The sequence below is a fragment of the Candidatus Parakkermansia intestinigallinarum genome (genome assembly GCF_944389695.1).
Classification (GTDB): Bacteria; Verrucomicrobiota; Verrucomicrobiia; order Verrucomicrobiales; family Akkermansiaceae; genus Akkermansia; species Akkermansia intestinigallinarum.
This window is the reverse complement of sequence record NZ_CALXNG010000002.1, coordinates 58673-79185: the sequence shown is the minus strand read 5'-3', so window position 1 is coordinate 79185 and position 20513 is coordinate 58673. Positions and strand designations below refer to the sequence as shown.

Below are 20513 nucleotides of genomic sequence, written 5' to 3'. Positions count from 1 at the left end.
CCGTCAAAGGCACGCCAAGACGGGCACGCAGAGAGGTCGGCGTCTTCACTGCCGGATCGGCGGCGATGCCCTATCAATCAAATCCCTCCGGCAGGTAAAAAAAGGGACTTTTTCATTATCCGATACAGCTCAGAATACAAGGCACCGTCTTCCTCGTGTTAACTCTAGCTTTCACCCCTAACTTCCTTGACCGGCATGTATTCACATGATAGATTCAGATAATGCGGTATCCCTCGATGGCGGCATGAAGCACCGCTCTCAACCCGCCATCGGGGCTTCGCTCTCAACCTGCAACTCTCATATGAAACTGAAACTGATGACCTGGTGTTGCTGCTTGCTGGCAGCAAGCACGGCAAACGCTTACACAAGCTTTACGGATGACTACCGAGCAACGAGTGACAAGGGTTACTTCAACATCATGTTCGGCGAGCGTTTGAACTGCATTGGGCAAGATTCATCCGGCTTCGATATCTATGAGGAACGCCGGAGCGGTATGCAACCGGGGACAGTCTATTACGATCAGTTTGTGCAGTCTGTCGTGCGCGCCTTTAATACCTTGGAAAACACCGTCACGAACAAACCGAGCCGCACCATCAATATTGAGGTCGTTTTTACGATCAACGACGCCGGCGAACAGGGAGCCACGGCAGATCCCAACTGGCAAGACCGGAATTCATCCGGATCGAGCCTGACCTTCGGTGATTTGGGCGCGGACGGCTCAATTGCCGGGCTGTCTGCTCATGTCAACAAACTAGAGTACATATGGAAGTACGGTCAGAATGATACGGGAACCCAGGGCTTCTACGATGTCAGAATCTACTACAGTGCCACAACTCCCTACTCCGACGCTAACGCCTCATTCGGCTCTTTCTTCGTCGGAGCCGATGCGGGGGATTACACACAGGGGCAGTATGATGTTGAGACTATCACGCTGCACGAGAGGGGCATGCCCTCGGCTTTCACAGCGGATACGATTACACCACTCAAACCCAAACGATGGGTTACAGCATCTTGGACCTGACTGTCAGCGAGCGGCCCAATCCCCTCCCGAACGGGGGCATAGACAGCTTTTTCACCGGCGAGACGGCAACGGCACTCAACGGCGGAGAGGAGGTGAAGCTGACGCATGACAGGACTCATACGCTCTCGCCTCAGGGCCTGCTGATGGCCGACGGCACGTCGAATCCGGGAGCGATGCGCGACTTCACCGAGCTCGACAAAGCTATGCTGCAAGACTTGGGCTGGACGCTGACGAACCCGATTGTGGTGCCGACGACGCCCGAGCCGTCGACGGCTTTGCTGAGCCTGCTCGCCCTTTCCGGCCTTGTCGCTCGCCGCCGTCGGCGGTCTTGACGCCGACGAGCAGCCGACTGCGACCTTCCGGCAGCCCCTCTCCCCCCGCACCTGCGGCCTCTCCCCGCGCCTGCGGCCTCTCCCCCGCGCGTGCAGGCCCTCTCCCCTGCGTGCGTCAGGGCTGCATTCCCCCATGCGCGACAGGGGCATACAAGAGAGACAAGGCCCCATCACGCGCAGATGGAGCGCAGCGATGTCGCGAGCCGTAACATGACGAAAGCGCCGATGCCCTGTGGCATCGGCGCTTTCTTGAAGCAATAATGTGTCTCTGAATCAGAGGCAGGCCTTGAGGCGAGCGGCGATGTTATCCTTGGAGGTGGCACCGACGACGGTGTCGACCACCTGACCGCCCTTGATGAAGAGCAGCGTGGGAACCGAGCGCACGCCGTAGCGCTGAGCCAGATTGCCGCAGGCTTCGACGTCGGCCTTGACGACCTTGGCCTTGCCCTCGAACTCGACGGCGAGCTGATCAATGATCGGCGCGATCATCTTGCAGGGTCCGCACCAAGTAGCCCAGAAGTCCACCAGCACGGGAACGGGCGAATTGAGAACCTCTGCGTCAAAGTTGCTTTCAGTGATTTGTGTAGCCATATGTTTATATGACCCCGGAAGCGGGGGATTTTGTTGAAAAAATCTTACTCTTCTTCATCCAAGCTCTCCTCCGAATCATCGACGGAGTCGTCCTCGGAGTACTCTTCGTCCGCAGACAACTCGTCGTCAGAGGATTCGTCGTAGGAGCCGTCATCTTCGGAATAATCGGACGAGGAGCTCGAGGAAGACGAGCCGCCCTTGGCCTCCGGCGTGCCGAACATACGCTCGCTGTCGAGCATGCGGCCGAGCATCTGATCCGTCTGGTACTGGGCGAAGGCAAACCATCCGCAGAGCAACAGAGCGAGAACGCTCAGCGACAGGATGAGCGGGCTGGGGCGCCCGGGCTCTTCCTCTGCCTCGACAACCTTGCCGAAGCCGGCGGGTTTGCCGAAGCCGGCGGGTTTGGTCGGAGCCATACCGGAGTGCCCGACGGGCACGGTAGCCTTGGGCATGGCGGCCGTCGGCGTCGACGAAGACGAGGACGGCGTCGCCTGCGGGGCCACGGGCTGAGACGGAGCCTTGGAGCCGGCGGCAGGCTGAGGAGCCGAAGATGCGGGACGGGAAGATGCGGGAGGCTTCGGAGCCGCCAGCGGAATCGTAGACGAGGAGGAAGCCGGGCGGGCGGCCGGGCGCTCATTACCGAGCACGACCGTGCGCACGGGAGGCGCGGGCGCCGCACCGGGGCGAGCGGGAGCGGAAGGAGGCGTCAGCGGCACCGTTGTGGCACCCGAGGGACGCGGCACACCGGGAGCCGGCGGAACTGCCGGACGAGGCACGGAGATGGGGCGCGTAGCTCCGCCCGAAGCTCCGGAAACCGGGGGAGCCGGAGGAACGGGAGCGCCGGGAGCCGGAGGTACAACCGGGGGAACGGGGGCACCGGGCCGAGGAGCGGAAGGCGCGGGTGCAACGCCCGGACGCGATACGGGAGGGGGCACGGGAACCCCGGGGCGAGGCACGGAGGGAGGAACCGGCACCGAGGGGCGCGGTACAGAAGGAGGAACGGGAGCACCGGGAGGAGGTACGGGTGCGGGATTTGGCGGAGGAGGCGTACTCATAACGTCGTAAAGTCTGGAGCCGCGTGTTTGCGGATTTCTTTTATATTGCACTTTTTTTTCTGCTTTGCAAGCTGAAAACGCTTGATGAGTCCATTTTTTTATCCGGAGGCGGGAATGTGCCGTGCGACGATTCAGTTATTGGCATCATTCAGTCCCCAACGGCGGTAGAGCGAGGGTTTGCCGCCGGGCTCAAGGGGGCGGCTCCAGGAGTCGTCCTCGGGCATGCCCATGAGGGTGCGGAGGCGCACGCACTGCTTGCAGCGGCGCAAAAATTCCATGTCCTCTTGTCGGCGCCATGAGACCGTCCACGTGCGATCGGCGCGGTGAAGGGTCTGTGCATGCAGGGACGCATGGGCGTGCATGCGCATGGCGTAGTGCATCTTCGAGAGGCCGGATGCGTGGCGTCCCTTTTTGAAGTCGTCGTACCCCCAGAGCAGGAGGTTGCGCCCGTAGACGGCGTACCAAGCGCCTATCTGCGACGGCGGGGGGCCGTCGCCCTCGTAGAAGCGGCGCTGGATGAGCTCGGCCTCATCGTAGCGCCCGGCGCGCGCCAGCAAATGCGCGAGCATGGAGACGTTGTAGAGGTTTTTCGGGTTAGCTTCGAGCGTCAGGCTCATTGCGGCGATGGTCTCGTTGAGCGATTTCTCCATCACGGGGTCGAGTCGCACGCATTCGTTGAGCAGAGCATAGTCGGGGTAGTCGCGTGCCAAAGAGCGCAGCACTCGGCAGCGCTCGGCGACACCCCGCTCGCGGCTCTCGGCACTCCCGATGCTCCACTGCGCCATCCAAGGCCTGGCGAAGTGCCCGCCCAGCCAAACGAAAGCGCCCAGAGCGGCCAAACTGAGGAGAATCAGCGCTGCGCGCTCGGCAGGGCGCGCAGCGCGCACGTCGAGCAGAGCCTCGTGGCGGCCGTCCATCCACACGCGGCGGGGCCGGAGGAAGAGGGGACGGCGCCGACAGGGGGAGGCCATGACGCCGCAGGCGAAAGCCATCGAGGCGGCCAAGGCGGCATGGTGCCAGTAGTAGTCGTAGAAGGCGCAGAGAGCCATGGCCGTGACGTAGAGCAGCGCCATGCCGGTGAGGCGGCGTCGGCTGCTGCTGATCGCGTCGCTGCCGAGCGCCAGCAGCCCCGCCGAAAGATGCGAAACGAGAAAGAGCAGCACGAGCAGCGCGCCGATCAAACCGTAGTCCACCCATGCCTGCAGAAACTCGTTGTGGGCGAAGTTGGGCGCACTCCAATCGCGGAAGCTCGTCAGAATGGTCCATTGAGAAGCTCCGGCTCCGAGGCCGCATGCTCCGGCCTCGCCCAAATGCCCGGTGAGGTCTCCCCAAATCTCGTAGCGAAGGTGCGAGTCCAAATCATTGCTGAGCCATTCAAAGAGGCCGCCGCTCAAAAAGCCGTACACGGCGACGGCAAAGCCCGCCACCAGTGCGGCCGATATCAGGATGATACCGAAGCCCGGCCTGCGCCCGGCCACGGCGCGGTTCAGACAGAAAATCACCCAGCCGACCAGCAGGAGCAGGGCTGCCGATATGTAGGTCGAAAGGGTGTCGCAGAAGAAGGAGAGCGCGATACCGCCCAGAGCCGGCAGCAGAAGGAGCAGCGTCCGCCATCCCCGCTTCTCCGACGCCAGCGCGGCATAGAGCAGAAGAGCTCCGGCCGTCATGAAGAAGAAGCCCGCAAAGTTGCCGTAAAAGAAGAGACCGACGGGTCGGCTGTTGGGCCCGGTCAAGCCGCATTCGGGTCGCCCGCTCCACAGGACGGAGGCTTCCGGCAGGCTCATCAGTCCGAAATAGGCGATGTTGGCAACGAGGGCGAGGGCGAGCGCAGCGATGACCATGCGCCCGCTGCCCTGCGCCGCCGTTACCCCGGCGACGTAGTAGACGGCGCAAGCCAGCAGCAGGGCAGCCTGTCCCCAGCCCTCAACGACCGAATAGCTGCACAGAGCACGCACGAGAAAATACAGCCAGACGGCCGCGGCAAGCCAATTCACCGGAGAGAAACACACCATTTTGTCGCCGCGCAGCAGGCCGAAGCAGCCGAGCAGGCAGGCGGCGGCACCGATGAGGCAGAGAGGGAAGGCGGTGTAGGCTTGGGTGTCGACGCAGGCCATCACGATCACCCATCCGACCGCGAGCAGCAGCGCAAGGGTTCTGCCCGTCAGTGTGTCCGCCAGTCTCCGTTTTTCCCTCACATCGCTCATGGAGGGCATGGTAGCAGAAAGCTCGGGCGGCTGCAAGCATGCAATGACCCGAGAAAGAACTTGACCCGGCAGCCGTCTCATGCCAAGATGGTGATCGGTATGAAGCTTCTTCTCTCGCTGACGGATCAGAGTTTTCGCGCCACGAAGTCGATGGGCATCTTCAACGTGTCCATCGGTCTGGCGCGCGGGTTGATGAATTGCCCCGGGGTTCGCGAGCTTCACATCTTGGGCAACAATGAGTGTGCAGAGAGTTTCGGCGAGCTCAAGCCGCACGTGCATCTGCATCTCTGCGACCGCCCCGTGCCGAGGCGCTTGGGGCGCCTCTGGTGGGATCAAGTTGAAATCAGCGATGTCATCCGCAGCATCGACCCCGACTGGGCGCTGTTGCCCAAGGGCTTTCCGCCCTTCTTCCCGCGTCCGGGGCGCACGCGGCTGGCCTGCTACGTGCACGATGTCATCTGGGAGTACTACCGCAGCATTCGCTGTCAGGATTCTCCCTTTCCGCGGCACGAGCTGCTCTACTTCAGGTCGCTGGGTCTGCGCGCGCTCAAGGCGGCCGACCTCGTGCTGACCTCCACGCAGTTCAACCGCAGCCGCTTCGAGGTTTACGCGCCGCAGGTGAACACGGCCGTCATCGGCATCGGCTTCGACGATGAAGTTCTGCCGCCGCCGCCCTCTCTGCCGGAGCAGGAGCGCTTCGGCCTTCTTTTCTTCGCCTCGCCCTACCCTCACAAACTCACCGCTCTGGGCATGCGCCGTCTCTCGGCTTGGCTGGAGCAGTTGCCCGAGGCGGATCGGGTGCGCATCCACGTCATCGGCAGGCTTCCCGCGCATGCGGAGCTGCCCGACGAGCGCTGGATTCAGCACGAGCGGCTGCCCTTCGCCGAGCTGAAGCTGCTGCAGCGCCGCGAATGTCGCGCCACGGTCTACTTCTCGGCCTACGAGGGCTTCGGGATGCCGCCGGTTGAGAGTTTGCGAAACGGCGTGGTGTGCGTGGCCTCGGATTTGCCGCCCATCCGCGAGAATGTGCCGTCGCGCTACCTCTTCCGCAACGGCGATGAGGCTGATTTCATCGCCTGTCTCAACCGCGCTTGGCAGCACCCGCAGGAACTTGAGCTGCCCGACTACCCCGATTGGAACGCGGTTGCCGAACGCGCCGTCGCGGCCATGCGAGCCTGCTCGCCCGGCGAATAAGGCATTTTGCTTGCCAATCCGAGTCATTTCGTCCATAATGCTGCCGTGTCGGTCATCTGCTCCATCTTCACTCACTTCGCCAACCGAGACAACACCCTGACCTGCCTGCGGCGGCTGGCGGCGCAGACGCGGCGCCTCGAACACATCGTCATCATCAACAACAGCAGCCCCGATGATCCCGCCATGAGCGAAGCTCGCGCTCTGGCCAACGCCTTAGGACTGCCCGAGGGCTGCCTGCACATCCTGCAAATGCCCGGCAATCTCGGCAATGCAGGCGGCTGCGCACACGGCCTCAACTACGCCTTCCGAGACCTCGGTGCCGACGCCGTTTGGGTGCTCGATGACGATTCCTGGCCGCGCCCCGGCGCCCTCGAGGCTCTGCTCCGCGAGCCCGTCGATGACGGCACGGTGCGCATGAGCCTCGTCATCGACCCCAAGGCCAACGATGAGCTCAGCTGGCCGCTCACCATCCCCGCCGAACCCGGACGCGACCGCAAGTGGGTCAATGCCGTGCGCCGCTCCGAGCTTCCCGAGGGCAATGCCATTGTGTCGCGCGGCGGCTGGCTCGGCGCGCTCTATCCGCGTGCGGTTTGGCAGAAGGCCGGCACGCCGACGCCCGAACTCTTCATTCGCGGCGAGGATGAGGAGTACCCGTGGAAGGTGCGCCATGCCGGCTTCCGCTTCATCACCGTGCGCGACTCCGAGCTCGAACACCCCGGCTCGAAGTACGAACTGCTGCACGTCGACATCGCCGGACGATCCTTCTTCTACGAGCCCGGTCTGAGCGATTCGCGCCTCTACTACAAGATCCGCAACTGGAGCTGGCTGCAACGACTCAAACGGCCGAAGGCCCACCTGCAACGCCTCGTCGCCTGTGCTTTTTATGCGCTGCTGACTCTCAACGCCATGCTGCGCTGTGACGAGGTGAGCGTCAGGCGCATCTACACCCTCTTCCGCGCTCTGCATAACGGCTTTTACGGCAAACTTCGCCCGTGGTGAAGACGCGGTTCGCGCGTGGTGAAGACGCAGCGCCGCCCCCGCCCGCAGCTCCTCGGCACGACAAAAATCACCCGATTGCAGAAATTTCTCTTTACAAAGCGCACAAAGCAGGTATAATCAGCGCCCGACATCGTAGCCTCTCAACAACAATAACCATCACATATCAACATGAAAGTTCTTTCCTCACTCGCCTCCATGAAGCGACGCCATGCTGATTGCCAGATCGTGAAGCGCAAGGGCACGCTTTACGTGATCTGCAAGAGCAACCCCAAGTTCAAGGCTCGCCAGGGCGCTACCGCCGGCACCCGCCTCAGCAAGAAGGGTGTCAAGTGAATACAGACCCTCTTCAGGGCTCTGTAAATGAAAGACCGGTGTCATAAACCCGGTCTTTTTTTGTTGCGAAGGCAACAGGTTTCTTCTTCTCCGCATCTCCGTCCACCTTTCCCCTACATTCTCCTCTCTCATGGAAACAGCGCAGCACGTCCGCAGCAAGGTCTTTGAACTCGGCGACTTTTGTTTCGATGACGGCCAATGCCTGCCGGGCATGCGGCTGGCCTACGAGACTTACGGCGAGCTCAACGCCGATAAGAGCAACGCCATCCTGCTCTTTCACGCCCTGACCGGCAGCCATCATGCACACGGTCAGAACCCCGACCTTCCCGAGGCGGGCGACTTCTGGCAGCCCGAGAACTTCGAAGGCTGGTGGGACCTCATGATCGGCCCGGGCAAGCCGCTCGACACCGAGCGCTACTTCATCATCTGCATCAACTTTCTGGGCAGCTGCTACGGCAGCAGCGGTCCGACCTGCATCGCGCCGGACGGCGAGCCTTGGGGCAGCCGCTTTCCGCTGGTGACGGCCAACGATCAGGCGCGTGCACAGATTCGGCTGCTGGACGCCCTGGGCATCGAGCGCTTCGCCATCGTCGGCCCGAGTGTCGGCGGGATGCTCTCTCTGGCCACCGCGAGCATGTACCCGGAGCGCGTGCGCAGCGTCATCATCCTCGGCGCCTCCTACCGCCCCTCCATCGAGCACCGCCTCTCGGTCTTTGAGCAGATTCTGGCCATTGAGCTGGACGAGAAGTACCGCGCCGGGATGTACCCGCTCAGCGACCCGCCCCGCCGCGGTCTCGCCCTCGCCCGCATCATCTGCCACAAGCTTTTCGTTTATCAAAAGGGGCTCGAGAAGCGCGCCCGCAAGGGCATCTGCGACCGCAAGGGCATGCTCAGCTGGTACCTGCCCGCCCGCAACACGGAGAGCTACATGCTGCATCAGGGCACGAAATTCGCGCGGCGCTTCGATGCCAACGCCTACATCCGCATCGTCAACATGTGGGCCTCGTTCGATCTTCCCGCCCTCAGCGGCAAGCGCACGGTAGATGAGGCCTTCCGGGTGTATGCCGCCCACGGCATTCCGTTCATGATCTTCTCCATCAGCACCGACTGCTGCTTCACCCCGCGAGACGTCTCGGCCTTCGCCCGCCGCCTGCAGCGCTGCGGCGTCGATGCACGCTACGCCTGCATCCGCTCGCTGAAGGGGCATGATTCCTTCCTGCTGGAGCCCGAGCTCTATCAGGATGAGATCAGGCGCTACCTGAGTCTTTGATGATTTTTGGCTTCTCATTGCAACCAAGCGTATATTCAGGGGTTTAAGACAGCAAGGTATGACTACCCCGACTCAACCCGACCCCCTCGAGCTTCTGCTCCGCGAAGCCTCCGATCCTACTCTCCCGGCCGACTTCGAATCCAAGCTCATGCAGAGTCTCCACCGCCTGCAGGACCGCAGTCACCCGGATGACGCCGCTCTCGACGAGCTTCTGCTTCACGCCTCCGACCCGGAACCGCCGCCACGGCTCCTGCGCTCCGTGCTCGATGCCCGTTTCCTCAGCAAGCGGCCCGCTCTCCCGTACAGACGTCGCAGGGTCGGCCTCTTCCTGCACAAATACGCCGCGTCTTTCCTGCGCAAATGCGCCGGGGCTGCCTGCCTGTTCATCGGCACAACGCTCGTCTGCATGATGCACGAGAGGATGGAGGACAGCGCACCGCTCGCCGATGTGATGGCGGGAGCGTTCGCACAGCAGGTCTTTCCGCCTGCCGATCTGTCGACCAATCTGAGAGCGATCTCCGATTCGCTCGGCAGCGAAGTTTCCGGGGGCGAGGACATTCTGCTGGACCGCGCCTTCGGCGAGATTCAGGACGGCGAGCTTCTCGCCGCCATCTGCGCCGTGTCCGCCTGCGGCGAGCTGCCGCCCCCGGCACCCAAAGCTGAAGAGCCCTGAGGCGCGCCCCTGAGACGCACCGCCGCACGGGCACCGTCCCCTATCTCAGCGAAACGAAACGCAGCCGCCGGAAACGAAACCCGGCCTCGGCAAAACGAAACGCAGCCGCCGCACCTACCCGTGCAGCGGCTGCGTTTCATTTCAGGAGCTTCAGGAGCGTCGGGAAGCCGACGCTTACTCCCACTCGATGGATGCCGGGGGCTTCGTGCTCACGTCGTAGAGCACGCGGTTGATGCCCTTCACCTCGTTGAGGATGCGGTTGGAGGCTTCGCGCAACAGATCGTAGGGCAGCTGCACCCAGTCCGCCGTCATCGCGTCCTCCGACACGATGGCGCGCAGATTCGTCGCAAACTCGTAGGAGCGCTCATCGCCCTTGACGCCTACCGTCTTGACGGGAATCAGCCCGGCGTAGGCCTGCCAGCACTTGTCGTACCAATGCCACTTGCGCAGCGTGCCGATGAAGATAGCGTCGCACTCGCGAATGATGTCGAGGCGCTCCTTGGTCACCTCTCCGGGGCAACGCACGGCCAGGCCGGGGCCGGGGAAGGGATGGCGCCAGAGGATATCGTGATCAATGCCCATCGAAGCGCCCAGCTCGCGCACCTCGTCCTTGAAGAGGAAGGCGAGCGGCTCGATGACCTTGCCCTGCTCCTGCAGCTCGAGCACGCGGGCCACGCGGTTGTGGTGCGTCTTGATGACGGAAGCCTTGCTCTTGGCGTTCGAGGCGCTCTCAATCACGTCGGGATAAAGCGTTCCCTGAGCCAGCATCTCGGCATCGCCCACGGCATCCCAGAACACGTCGATGAAGAGCGAGCCGATAATCTTGCGCTTCTTTTCCGGCGACGTCTCGCCCTTGAGAGCCTCCAAAAAGCGCTCCGAGGCATCGACCGTCTCGATTTTCACGCCCATGCGGCGGAAGTTCGCCTCGACCTCGCTCGCCTCGTTCTTGCGCAGCAAACCGTTGTCCACAAAAATGCAGCGCACGTTGACCCCGGCCTCGTGCAGCAGGACGGCCAGCACGGTGCTGTCAACACCGCCCGAGACGCCGCAAACGACCTGACGATCGCCCACGCGGGCGCGAATCTCTTCGATGAGCTCGCGCTTGAAGTCGCCGATATCGAAGGGAGCGAGCTCTTTGGCAAAGGAGAGGAAGTTTTTCAGGATGGTGCGACCCTCGTGCGAATGCGTCACCTCGGGGTGGAACTGAATGCCGAACATCTGATCGCCCCACTGAAGCGACACGGGCACACCGTCGCTGTTGCGGGCAATCACGCGGCAATCATCGGAGAGGTGATCGACCGTATCGGAATGGCTCATCCACACCTGAGACGAGGGGGACATACCGGCATAAAGCCCCTCGAGCGCCTCGGGAATCAGCGCAGCGGGCCCGTACTCGCGCTTGTTGCTGCTGCGCACCGTTCCGCCGTGCTTGATGTTGAGCAACTGCATACCGTAGCAAACACCCAACACGGGCACGCCGAACGAGCGCAACCACTCGAAGTCGATATCGGGAGCATCGGGCTCGGAAGTGCTGCGCGGGCCGCCCGACAGGATGATGGCGCCCGGCTCGCTGATCTCCTGAAGATCCTCCAGAGCGTAAAGTTTAGCGAGGAAGCCGAGCTCGCGAACGCGGCGCACAATGAGCTGCGTGTACTGCGAGCCGTAGTCAATAACGGCAACAATGTGTTTGGGAGTCATAGCGCTGGGCGTATGGTAGCAGCTCCCCTGCTCTTTGGCAAGACAAAACGCGCTTGTGCCGCTGTTGAAACGCGGCGGCGCGGAGCTCGCCTGCGCGGCCGCCGCCTCGGCATCACAAGCTCGAAAACGAACGGGGGAAGCCCGTCTCAGGCTTCCCCCGGTTTCGTCCGTGTCCAGCGGAGAGAGTGGGATTCGAACCCACGGTGATATCTCTACCACGCTCGATTTCGAGTCGAGTGCCTTAGACCAACTCAGCCATCTCTCCTTGTCGCGCAGCGGCGCGGTGCGCGTATTGTGCACGTCGGGGGCTCTTTTGTCAAGCTCTTTCTGCAAAACTGAGGTTATTTCCTTGTGAAAGGGGCGCCGACGTGGTAGGATGAGCGCATGAATCAGGTGCTTTTCAAGGCGCTTCCGGCGGCTCTGGCTCTCGGTGCGTTTGCTTTGGGCGGCGAGCTCGAAACCTTCGGTTTGGTCAGTACGCGCACGCAGGCTGACAACACGCTGAGCAAGTCGTATGAGACGAAGGTGATGCGCGATGGCTCGGTGCGGCGCAGCTGGCATCTCAAAAATCGCGATGTCTCCTTGGATTTCAATGCCGGTAGTGATCGCTTGATCTGTCTCGTGGTCGATTACAAGCGCCCGGTGTCTTTTGAGCTCGCGGCTCGCGACGCGATGGAGCTGACGGGCGCCACGATCCGCAAGTGGCAGAAGCTGGCGGCGCGCAAGGCTCGCCAGTTCGGGCTGAAGAATGCGGCTGCCTGCAAGCTGCGCAACGGTAGTTATATTTTTTTGGAGCGGGTGTCGGGCAATCGCTGCAAGCGCCTCGTGATCTACGCGCAGAAGCCGGCGCACGACCGTTTTGAGCTCGAGGAGTTCACGGGGCTGCGCAAGACGGCTATGGGCACGGCAGGCGGCTCGGTCGATCTGAGTTATTTGGTCCATGATGAGGCGGATCGCCAAGCGCGGCCTGCGGATCCGCGGCTGGCGGTTCGCGAGCGCAGCAAGCCTGCGAGCGGTGCACAGGCGGCTTCCGGGGCGGCGGGGACGGATCAGGTGGATGTGTTTGAGGGGGAGGACGCCGACTGGATTGACGCCGTGGGCACGGAGAGTCAGGCGCCCTCTGCCGAGTGGTACGCCGAGCTCGATGAGTGGGCCGCGCCCGTGAGCGAGGCTTTGCATCTGGGGTCTCTGAGTCCGGCGCTGCGCGTGGCGATTGTGTACGCGTCTCCGCTGGTGCTCCTGTTGCTGGTGCTGATGCTTGTCGGCAGGATCCGCCGCGCGGCAAGAGATCGGCGCATCCGGCAGCAGGGGGAGGAGCTCCGCCGCCGGGGTGCGGCTTCATCGCCCGCGTCTCCGTCTCACGCTTCGCAGGCTGCGGCCTCCGCGAATGACGAGTCGCAACGCGAATGACGAGCAGCGCGATGACGATGCGCGGGGCTGAGGCATGCTCCGCCCGCACCTTTGAAGCCGTGCAGGCCGTTGTTTGAACCCGTGCAGGCCGTTGCCGCAAGCGGCTGAACGGCGGGGGGGCAGGCGGCGCTCCGCCGGAGCGGTGGTCAACTTTTACGGGCAGAGCCCGGGCATCGGAGGATGCCCGGGCTCTTGTTCAAATGCCTCAGGGGAGCTTCCGCCCCGAGGACTCAGGGGATGACCCGTCCGGAGACGGCTGAGGGCCGCGGCCGGAAGGGGTCAGCCTCAGGAGGCCGGCACGAAGCAATAACGGTCGCCGTTGACGTAGAGGGTGCCGATCATGCCGGCCTGAAGCGGGCCGAATTCTTTGAAGATCTGCTGCGTGAAGGTGGTTCGGCGTCCGTTGCCGTAGCGCACGGTGAGGCGCTCGGAGTTGACACCGCCCGAAACCTGCGTGCCCAGGAAGTAGCCGGCGAGGGCGCCTGCGGCACCGAAGCCAACGGTCGAAACGGCGCGACCGCTGCCGCTGCCGAGCATTTGGCCGGAGCCGGCACCGACGGCCGCACCGACGGCCGTGCCGAGCAGTTTGGCGTCGGTGCTGGGTTCATCGAGAATCGAGTAGACGGATTCCAGCTCGGCCTCATACGACACGGCGCCTTGCCCCATGACGTAGGGTTGCTGTTTTTCAAAGGAGGGGTAGCGCGAGCAGGACACCGAGAGGAGCCCGGCCGCCATAGCGAGGATGATGATTGCTTTCATGTTGTTTGAGATGAGGTGGGATGTGGGGTTAATGGCTCGGGAACCCGACCCGGCCTTCGGGCGCTGTCGGCGAAGGCGGCCGACGCAAGCCGAAGCTTGTCCTGCGGGGAAGGCGAAGGGGGCGGGTTCGATTCACGGGGGCTGTTTTCAGACGCGCTCGCCGCGGGGAAGGCGGCGGGGCGCGGGATCAGGCGCTCGCGTCGCTCTGCTGCAGCTGCAGGTGCCTGATGCGCGGGCGCACGCGCATGGCCTTCGCGGGGGACGCGGGGCAGACGTGCGTGCAGGCTCCGCAACCGGTGCATCGCTCGGGATGCAGTTTCGGTGCGCGGTGGACGCTCACGTCGATGGCGTGGCGCTTGCTGCAGGCTTCGGCACAGTAGCCGCAGCCGATGCAGGTATCGTAGTTGACAACGGCCAGTCGCCTGCCGGTGTCTTCTCGAATGATGTAGCTGATGGAGCCCGTGGGGCAGGCGTTGAAGCAGCGCTTGCCGCGGCAGCCGGTGCATTTGTTCGGATCGACGACGGGGCGCTTGACTTCGACGGCTTCGATGGCTCCGGTGGGGCAGGCGTCGGCGCAGTCGCAGCAGTCGCGGTCCTGATGCCAGACGATGCAGTGCTCTTGGCGGAAGTCGACGATGCCGATCTGGGTGGCTTTCTTTTCAGCAAGGCTCAGCGGCAGCAGGGCGCCGGTCGGGCAGACTTGCGAGCAGCTGTGGCAGTCGGGTTGGCAGAAGCCGACGCTGTAGTCCAGATAGGGTTTCATCAGGCCCTTCCAGCCCAAGCTGGTGTAGGAGGGGCGGAGTACGTGGCTCGGGCAGGCGGAGATGCAGAGGCCGCAGGCGGTGCAGGTATCCAAAAAGCGATCGAGGTCTCCCGCGCCGGGGGGAAGCGGGGCGGGGCCGATGTTGCTGCCCGTTGCGGTGGTCTCAGCGGATGCGGTGGCGGCGGAAACGGACGGCAGGGCGGCTGCGGCGACGGTGAAGAGGCCGTAGCCGAGGAAGGCGCGGCGGCTCAGATCGACGCCGTCGCGCGGCGCCGACTTCTCGGCGGCGGCAGAGGTCTGCACCGGAGCCGCGGCGGGGGCGTCGGCGGCAGTCGGCTCTGCGGCGGCAGTCGGCTCTGCGGCGGTGCGGGCGCTCAGAGCTGAGGCGCAGCTCGGAGCCGCATCACGGCTCGGCTCCGCGGCGGCGCCGAGAACTGCGGCAGGGGCAGCAGGGGCGGCAGGAGCGGCAGAGGCGGCGGGAGCTTCGGAAGCGGGGGGCGCCGCGTTCGGGCGCGGGCGGGACTCGGTTTTGCTGCGCCGCATTCCCTGAGCCTTGCGGGGTGCGGTGTCAAAGGGGTTGTGGGGGTGCAGGCTGAGGGCGAAGGAGTCGCAGCTCTCCAGGCAGTTGTAGCAGGCGATGCAGCGCGTGGCGTCGATGCGCAGGGTTTTGAGGTCGATGGCGTGGGCTTTGCAGGCGCGCAGGCAGTGCCCGCAGAGGCGGCAGCTTTTTTCGTCGATGTGCGGGGTGAAGGGGGCAATGCGGGAGATCAGGCCGAGCAAGGCACCGACGGGGCAGATGCTGTTGCAGTAGAGGCGCCCTCGGAGCAGGGCCATGAGGAGGGGGATGCCTATGCTGATGAGGACGATGACGAGCAGCCAAGGGCCGTAGCGCAGCCGGTCTGCCGAGCCGTCCGACAGTCCGATTGACGCGGCGGCGGGATTGACGACGGCGGTCATGAAGCGTGCGGCGATGGAGTAGGGATCCAGCCAAGTCAGCAGCAGCGTCCCGCAGAAAAGCAGCGAGCCGAAGCCCAGCAGGCCGAAGATGAGGCGGATGCGCCCGTGGTTCGGGGTGTGGCGGGCCGCAGCGCCCTTGAGTTTCTGCGGCCGCGGGCGGACGAGGCGGTTGGCGAGGTCTTGCATCATGCCCAGCGGGCAGATCCACGAGCAGTAGACGCGCCCGAAGAGCAGCGTGAGCAACACCAGCAGCGCCAGTGCCGCCCATGCCCAGGCGCGGCCGCTGATCACGCCGGTGAGGGCGGGAACGAATTGCAGGCGTTCGACGAGGTAGAGCGCCGAGTCGCTCAGCACCGCACGGATGAAACAGGCGGTGAAGGCGAGCAGGACGAGGGCGGCGAACAGGCGGCGCAGCCAAGCCATGGGTGAAGTTTTTTGCATTTTGTTGTGTGTAAGAACGATAAGGCGGCCGTCAATCTACACGGCGGAGCCGGGAAAGTTCCGACAGGCGGCCGCAGCGTTCTTCCGATTCCGTTGGTAGGATACCTGCGTCGGCGGGGTCTGACAAGAAAAAAGTGAGGCGTCGTATCTTGAAGTCGGCGGCAAGTTCTCAGAGGGTGAAGGCTTTGTACCAACGGAGCCCGCGCAGGCGGAAGCCGCGCTGCTGCAGGAGCTCGACGATGTGCGGCAGGTGCATGGCGCCGTAGAGGATGGCCGTCCGCCGCCGGTCGCGGCTCTGCGCGTCAAAGACGGAGAGGCAGTGCCGATCGCGTTCGCGCATGAAGGGGGTTTTCATGACGTAGCGGGCGCCGTTGGGTTCGCAGAGCTGCGCGGCGAGGGCACGGCGGGCCTGCCGATCGGGGGTGAGGGGGCCGTTGAGCGGCGGCAGGACGGGCGGGACGGGGGTGTAGGCCGGGGGCGGAGGGCAGGTTCTGAGTCGCTCGGCCAGTTCGCGGTAGCTGAGGTCGGCCCAGACGAACTGCGGGCCGCCGTAGTCGATGACGCGTGTCTGGCGGTGCAGGCGATGGGCGGCGGCTTTGCGGTTTTCGGCGGAGGCGGGGTCGGTGTCGATGCGGTTGATTTGGTCGAGCAGGTCGCGCTCGTGCGGCGTCAGGCTGCCGTCGGCGGCTTTGTGCCGCAGCTGCCAGGCCAGTCCCAGCGTGCCGCCGGCCATGTCTTCGTAGAGGACGAGGTCGCAGGCGTCGAGAATCTGCTGCAGCTGCCTGTAGTAGCCTTCTTCGCCGAGGTGTGTGGTGCCGACGAGGATCACGCTGCGTCCGCTCGCGTCAGCCAAGTCTACGCAGAGTGTTTCCAGCTGCAGCTCATCGCCCCGTTGCGCGAGGCGCACGGGGATTTCCGGCATGGTGATCGATTCGGGCGGGCGAGGGCGGGATGCGTCTCCCGCCTCATCCGCCCTCGCGGGCGACAGGGGTGCCGCCGCCAGCGCCGCGAGGCAGCAGGCCCAAAGGCTTTGGCCGAGCAGAGGCTTCATGCGTTCTCGGGTTGGGGAGTTGCGGGTGCCGCCGCCGGATGGAGCGTGCGGGGTGCGCGGTCGGCGGGGACGGAGAAGGCGCGCAACCACCGCACGGCGGTGAGGGTGAAGCCGCGTTCGCGCAGGCGAAGGTCTAGGTCGCGGAGGTGCGCCGAGCCGTAAAAGATGCCGATGCGCTTCACTTGCTCGTCCTGCATGACGCGGTCGAGAACCTGCATGCAGACGGCGTTGCGGGCACCGATGATCAGGCCGTCATCCGCATCGGGAGGGGTGGGGTAGGAGCAACAGGCCAGCAGCGCCCGCCGGGCGCTTTCCGGCGAGCCGACCAAGAGGTGATACTGGGCGAGCAGCTGGTCCGCGACGGGCATGCCCGGCACCACGAAAAGCAGAGCGAGATCCGAAAAGGAGCCTTTGAGCAAATCGCGCGATGCTTCTCTGTATTGGGCCATGCTCATGTCGGCAAAAACGAAATGATCGCGCGTGTAGTCGATGAGCTCGGACTGGTTGGCCAGGCGGGTCTGCTCGGCGGTGTGCGTTTGAACCCACGAGATGAGCGAGCCCAAGGGGTTGGCGTTCTGATCGGCGATGATCTTGGCGGTGAGTTCGTCGGCACGCTTCAGTTCGTCGCTGCTCAGGGCGTCGCCGCGCTTGAGAAGGCGCAGCAGTTCCTGCACGTCATCGCCGCCGACCATCTCGAAGAGGAGTTTGTCGTACTGGCCCATCAGGCGATTGAGGCGGCGGTAATAGTCCTCCTCGCCGATGTGGATGGCGCCGATCAGGTCGACCTGGCGCCCCGTGGCGGCGTTCTCGTAGCAGGCCATCGGCACCAGCAGCACCAAGCGCTGCTCCGCCGGCAGATGCACGATTCGCGTCGACGTTTCGGGGTAGCCGTGCAGGTTCGGCAGGCTGTCGCTGCCCTGCCCCGCAGCCGAGAGGGCGGCTGCCGCGCCGAACAGGAATGGCAGTAGAGCTCTCATCGCCTCATTTCAGTTTGCTGCCGACCTTCCAGGCCGTCATCCATTCGACGCTCTGCAATTCAAAGCCGCGTTCGCGCAGACGGGCGTCCATGTCGCGCAGGTGCGCGGCGCCGTAGAAGATGCCCACCTTTCGGACGGCGGGATCAGCGAGCTCGCGATCGAGCACTTCCATGCAGCGGATGTTGCGCGCAACGACAATGGCCTTGTCGTCCATCGGCAGCGACTCCATGCTCTTCGCCATGATTTTCATGAGGTAGCGGCGCATGGCCACGGGCGATGATGCGTCGAGTGCCGATCCGGCGAGGATCTCTCCGTTCTTGAAGCTCTCGGCGAGCGCGTCGATGAAATAACCCATCCAGCTCTCGCCGCCCTCGGCCATAGCCGCCTCAAATTCCTCTTGGCTCATGTCGGCGTAGACGAAGTTCGGCTGTCCGTAGTCAATGCCGTCCGCCTGCATGGTGAAGCCCATTTTGGCCGACATGAAGTCGTAGTAGTAGTGCAGCAGCCCCATGACCACGGAGCTGTCCGCCGCCTCGTCGCATTCGGCCTCGAGGGTGCTGAGGCGCTCGCGTTCGTCCGGCGTGAGCTCGCCCTTCGACGCTTTTTTGCGAAGCCAGAGCATCTCGGAAAGGTGCTCGCCGTTGACCATCTCATAGAGCAGTTTGTCGTAGCTCTTGAAGCGGCGGTTGAGGCGGCGGTAATAGGCGCCGTCGGCCAGATGAATCGCACCGATGAGGTCGATGCGGCGCCCTTGCGCGTCCTGATAGACGGCGATGGGAACGCGCAGGCGCTCCTCCTTCGGGCCCGGCCCCTGAGTGTGCAAGACAAGCTTGCTGGGGTAGCCGTCGATTTCTTCCGCAGCGGACAGCGTCGCCTGCAGGAGAAGCAGGGCAGCCGCGCAGCCCGCCAGAGCCTGAGTGATGTGTCTGAATTTCATATAAACTGTTACACGGAATCGCTGAGATGCGGTGCGGCGCCCGAGGGATACCCGGCCTCGCGGCCGCCGCGGCCGGGTTCAATTCCACTCCAGCAGGAGAGCCCCGCCGGCCGGAACCGTTACGGGAAGCCCCGAGGCGTCGAGCTGCGTGGCGTCGCAGATGATGGGCTCTTCCTCGGGATGCAGGAGGTTGCAGAAGCGGTATGAGCCGGGCTTCTTGGCCGCCCACTCCTGAGCGTTGCGCGGGATGTGGACATGCGTCACCGCCTCGTGGTCGGGCGAGAAGTTGCAGACGACCAGCACGGTGGCCTTCGCCTTGCGGAAGTGGCGCAGGAAGGCGTAGAAGCGGTGGCCGGAAATCGTCTCGCCGTCGTCGCGGCCGTAGCCGGGCGTCTGCTGGTTGGCCCAGTTGAGCCCGTAGAAGCTGCCGTGTGCGAGGGCGGGATGCTGGAGAAGCGGCAGGAGGCGCACGGTGTCGTCGCGCAGGGCCGCCTCGCTCACTGTCATTTCACCGCCGTCGTAGAGGCCGCCGTTCGTCCAGTGCTGAAGGCGCGGCAGGTTGGTGTAGTCGAAGATGCTCGTGCGGCCGTTGTCGCCGCCGAAGCCGCCGGGGCCTTCGGCGCGCTCGGCTACCTCTTGCCCGTTGTAGACCAGCACGGGCGATGAGGTCGAGCCGTACTGCGCCGCCATGAGGGCGCGCACCACCTTGAGCCCCACGCCGCCCCAGTACCCGGGGGAGGCTACGCGGGGCTCGTCGTGGTTTTCGATGTAGCGCACGCCGCCGACGAAGAGCGGAGACTCGGGGCGGTTGAACTTCTCCAGATCATTGGCCCACGCGCCGCCCTCGTAGAGTTTGCGAAGGCCCTCGTAGGCGGCGCCGTCGTAGACGCCGTCGAAGCCCGCCTGCATCAGGGCCGCGTGCACATCCCCCTCCGTGAGCTTCATGTGGTCATTGTAGCCTTCGGCCAGGAAGAGCACGTCTTCATCGCGCAGGCGTGCCTTGGCAATGGCCCAGCTCCAGAAGGGCATCGGCACCATGTGCGCCATGTCGCAGCGGAAGCCGCCCACGCCCATGCCCTGCCAGTAGCGCAGCACGGCGTCCATCAGGCGCCAGGTGTGCGGCACGGCCGTGCCCGTCGCCATGATTCCCGGCAGCGCGTTGGCAAAGGGGGCGCCGTGTCGGTAGTCCGCACCGTAGTTGAGTTTGACGGTCTCATACCAGTCGCAGGCGCCCGGTGCCCAAGTTGCGGCGTTGTTGCCGGTGACGCGGCCGTGTCCGCGCTCGGGTTCAAACTCCCCGCCGGGCAGGAGCATCGGCTTGTCGGAGTTGCAGGGCTCCAGATAATAAAAGATGTTATCAAAATTAAAGAAGCGCGAGCAGTCGTCGCAGACGCCGAAGTCGAGCTCGGGGCGCACCACGGAGTGGTAGCAGCGCGAGACGTGATTCGGGATGAAGTCCATCATCGGCACCATGCCCCATCGGCGGCAGCGCACGAGCAGCGCACGGAACTCAGCCAGACGATGCTCGACGTCGACCGCCAAATCGGGGTCGACGTCAAAATAATCCGTGACGGCATAGGGACTGCCCGCCAGACCTTTGACAACGCAGGCCGGCGACGCGGGCAGCCCGGGATATTCGGTCTGCGTCGCATGGCGCAGAACCCCGGTGAGCCAGAGGTGCGTCACGCCCATGCGGGCAATGGCCTCGAGCGCCGCATCGTTGATGGCTTCAAAGCTGCCGCAGCCGTTCTGTTCGCGCGTGCCCCACGGCACGCCGCCCGTCGTGAAGTTCGAGAAGTGGCGGACGAAAAGCTGATAGATGACGGGTCTCATGGCTTTCGTCATGCT

18 protein-coding genes and 1 tRNA gene are annotated in these 20513 nt (G+C 64.1%); 8 read left to right on the top strand and 11 right to left on the bottom strand.

Features of this window, described 5'->3' with window-relative positions:
- Positions 1-301: 301 nt before the first annotated feature.
- A complete protein-coding gene (locus AC6UAL_RS00920) occupies positions 302-1021 on the top strand; it encodes a hypothetical protein (protein ID WP_500681472.1) in 720 nt (239 codons plus the stop codon).
- Positions 997-1353 (top strand): PEP-CTERM sorting domain-containing protein, encoded by a 357-nt coding sequence (locus AC6UAL_RS00915; protein ID WP_500681471.1) that lies wholly within the window; start codon positions 997-999, stop codon positions 1351-1353. The genes AC6UAL_RS00920 and AC6UAL_RS00915 overlap by 25 nt, the downstream gene beginning before the upstream one ends.
- A 273-nt stretch (positions 1354-1626) precedes the next feature.
- Here the strand turns inward: AC6UAL_RS00915 and trxA are convergent, their stop codons facing one another.
- The 3 genes from trxA to AC6UAL_RS00900 form a co-directional block, all read right to left on the bottom strand.
- Positions 1627-1944 carry a thioredoxin gene (gene trxA, locus AC6UAL_RS00910; RefSeq protein ID WP_500681470.1) on the bottom strand — a complete coding sequence of 106 codons (318 nt, stop codon included), beginning with the start codon at positions 1942-1944 and terminating at the stop codon, positions 1627-1629.
- 44 nt (positions 1945-1988) lie between these two features.
- Positions 1989-2687, bottom strand: coding sequence for a hypothetical protein (locus AC6UAL_RS00905; RefSeq protein ID WP_500681469.1), 699 nt, complete (start codon positions 2685-2687; stop codon positions 1989-1991).
- Between the two features lie 443 nt (positions 2688-3130).
- Positions 3131-5203 (bottom strand): O-antigen ligase family protein, encoded by a 2073-nt coding sequence (locus tag AC6UAL_RS00900; RefSeq protein WP_500681468.1) that lies wholly within the window; start codon positions 5201-5203, stop codon positions 3131-3133.
- Between the two features lie 99 nt (positions 5204-5302).
- Here AC6UAL_RS00900 and AC6UAL_RS00895 point away from each other — a divergent pair, with 99 nt between their 5' ends.
- The 5 genes from AC6UAL_RS00895 to AC6UAL_RS00875 all read left to right on the top strand — a co-directional run bounded on the left by AC6UAL_RS00895 (position 5303) and on the right by AC6UAL_RS00875 (position 9672).
- The gene (locus AC6UAL_RS00895) at positions 5303-6397 is read left to right on the top strand and encodes a glycosyltransferase (RefSeq protein ID WP_500681467.1); all 1095 of its coding nucleotides are present in this window, start codon (positions 5303-5305) and stop codon (positions 6395-6397) included.
- 45 nt (positions 6398-6442) lie between these two features.
- Positions 6443-7396 (top strand): glycosyltransferase, encoded by a 954-nt coding sequence (locus AC6UAL_RS00890; RefSeq protein ID WP_500681466.1) that lies wholly within the window; start codon positions 6443-6445, stop codon positions 7394-7396.
- A 168-nt stretch (positions 7397-7564) separates the two neighbouring features.
- Positions 7565-7729, top strand: coding sequence for a type B 50S ribosomal protein L36 (ykgO, locus tag AC6UAL_RS00885; protein WP_065529996.1), 165 nt, complete (start codon positions 7565-7567; stop codon positions 7727-7729).
- Between the two features lie 130 nt (positions 7730-7859).
- Positions 7860-8999, top strand: coding sequence for a homoserine O-acetyltransferase family protein (locus AC6UAL_RS00880; protein WP_500681465.1), 1140 nt, complete (start codon positions 7860-7862; stop codon positions 8997-8999).
- A gap of 58 nt (positions 9000-9057) precedes the next feature.
- Complete coding sequence (locus AC6UAL_RS00875; protein ID WP_500681464.1) at positions 9058-9672, top strand: hypothetical protein; 615 nt, start codon at positions 9058-9060, stop codon at positions 9670-9672.
- A 174-nt stretch (positions 9673-9846) separates the two neighbouring features.
- Here AC6UAL_RS00875 and guaA read toward each other — a convergent pair whose 3' ends face one another.
- Positions 9847-11370 carry a glutamine-hydrolyzing GMP synthase gene (gene guaA, locus AC6UAL_RS00870; protein ID WP_500681463.1) on the bottom strand — a complete coding sequence of 508 codons (1524 nt, stop codon included), beginning with the start codon at positions 11368-11370 and terminating at the stop codon, positions 9847-9849.
- 177 nt (positions 11371-11547) lie between these two features.
- Positions 11548-11635: transfer RNA gene (locus AC6UAL_RS00865), tRNA-Ser, on the bottom strand.
- A gap of 119 nt (positions 11636-11754) precedes the next feature.
- On the opposite strand from AC6UAL_RS00865, the gene AC6UAL_RS00860 reads away from it, so the two are divergent.
- Positions 11755-12780, top strand: a complete 1026-nt coding sequence (locus AC6UAL_RS00860; protein WP_500681462.1) for a hypothetical protein — start codon at positions 11755-11757, stop codon at positions 12778-12780.
- 285 nt (positions 12781-13065) lie between these two features.
- Here the strand turns inward: AC6UAL_RS00860 and AC6UAL_RS00855 are convergent, their stop codons facing one another.
- From AC6UAL_RS00855 to AC6UAL_RS00830, 6 genes are all read right to left on the bottom strand, one after another.
- Positions 13066-13539: a hypothetical protein gene (locus tag AC6UAL_RS00855; protein WP_500681461.1), complete on the bottom strand. Its 474-nt coding sequence runs from the start codon at positions 13537-13539 to the stop codon at positions 13066-13068.
- 187 nt (positions 13540-13726) lie between these two features.
- Complete coding sequence (locus AC6UAL_RS00850) at positions 13727-15700, bottom strand: 4Fe-4S binding protein (RefSeq protein WP_500681460.1); 1974 nt, start codon at positions 15698-15700, stop codon at positions 13727-13729.
- Between the two features lie 169 nt (positions 15701-15869).
- The gene (locus AC6UAL_RS00845; RefSeq protein ID WP_500681459.1) at positions 15870-16751 is read right to left on the bottom strand and encodes a hypothetical protein; all 882 of its coding nucleotides are present in this window, start codon (positions 16749-16751) and stop codon (positions 15870-15872) included.
- Positions 16748-17728: a hypothetical protein gene (locus AC6UAL_RS00840; RefSeq protein ID WP_500681458.1), complete on the bottom strand. Its 981-nt coding sequence runs from the start codon at positions 17726-17728 to the stop codon at positions 16748-16750. The genes AC6UAL_RS00845 and AC6UAL_RS00840 overlap by 4 nt, the downstream gene beginning before the upstream one ends.
- Before the next feature lie 4 nt (positions 17729-17732).
- Positions 17733-18665 (bottom strand): hypothetical protein, encoded by a 933-nt coding sequence (locus tag AC6UAL_RS00835; protein WP_500681457.1) that lies wholly within the window; start codon positions 18663-18665, stop codon positions 17733-17735.
- A gap of 78 nt (positions 18666-18743) precedes the next feature.
- Positions 18744-20498 (bottom strand): alpha-amylase family protein, encoded by a 1755-nt coding sequence (locus tag AC6UAL_RS00830; RefSeq protein WP_500681456.1) that lies wholly within the window; start codon positions 20496-20498, stop codon positions 18744-18746.
- Positions 20499-20513 lie beyond the last annotated feature (15 nt).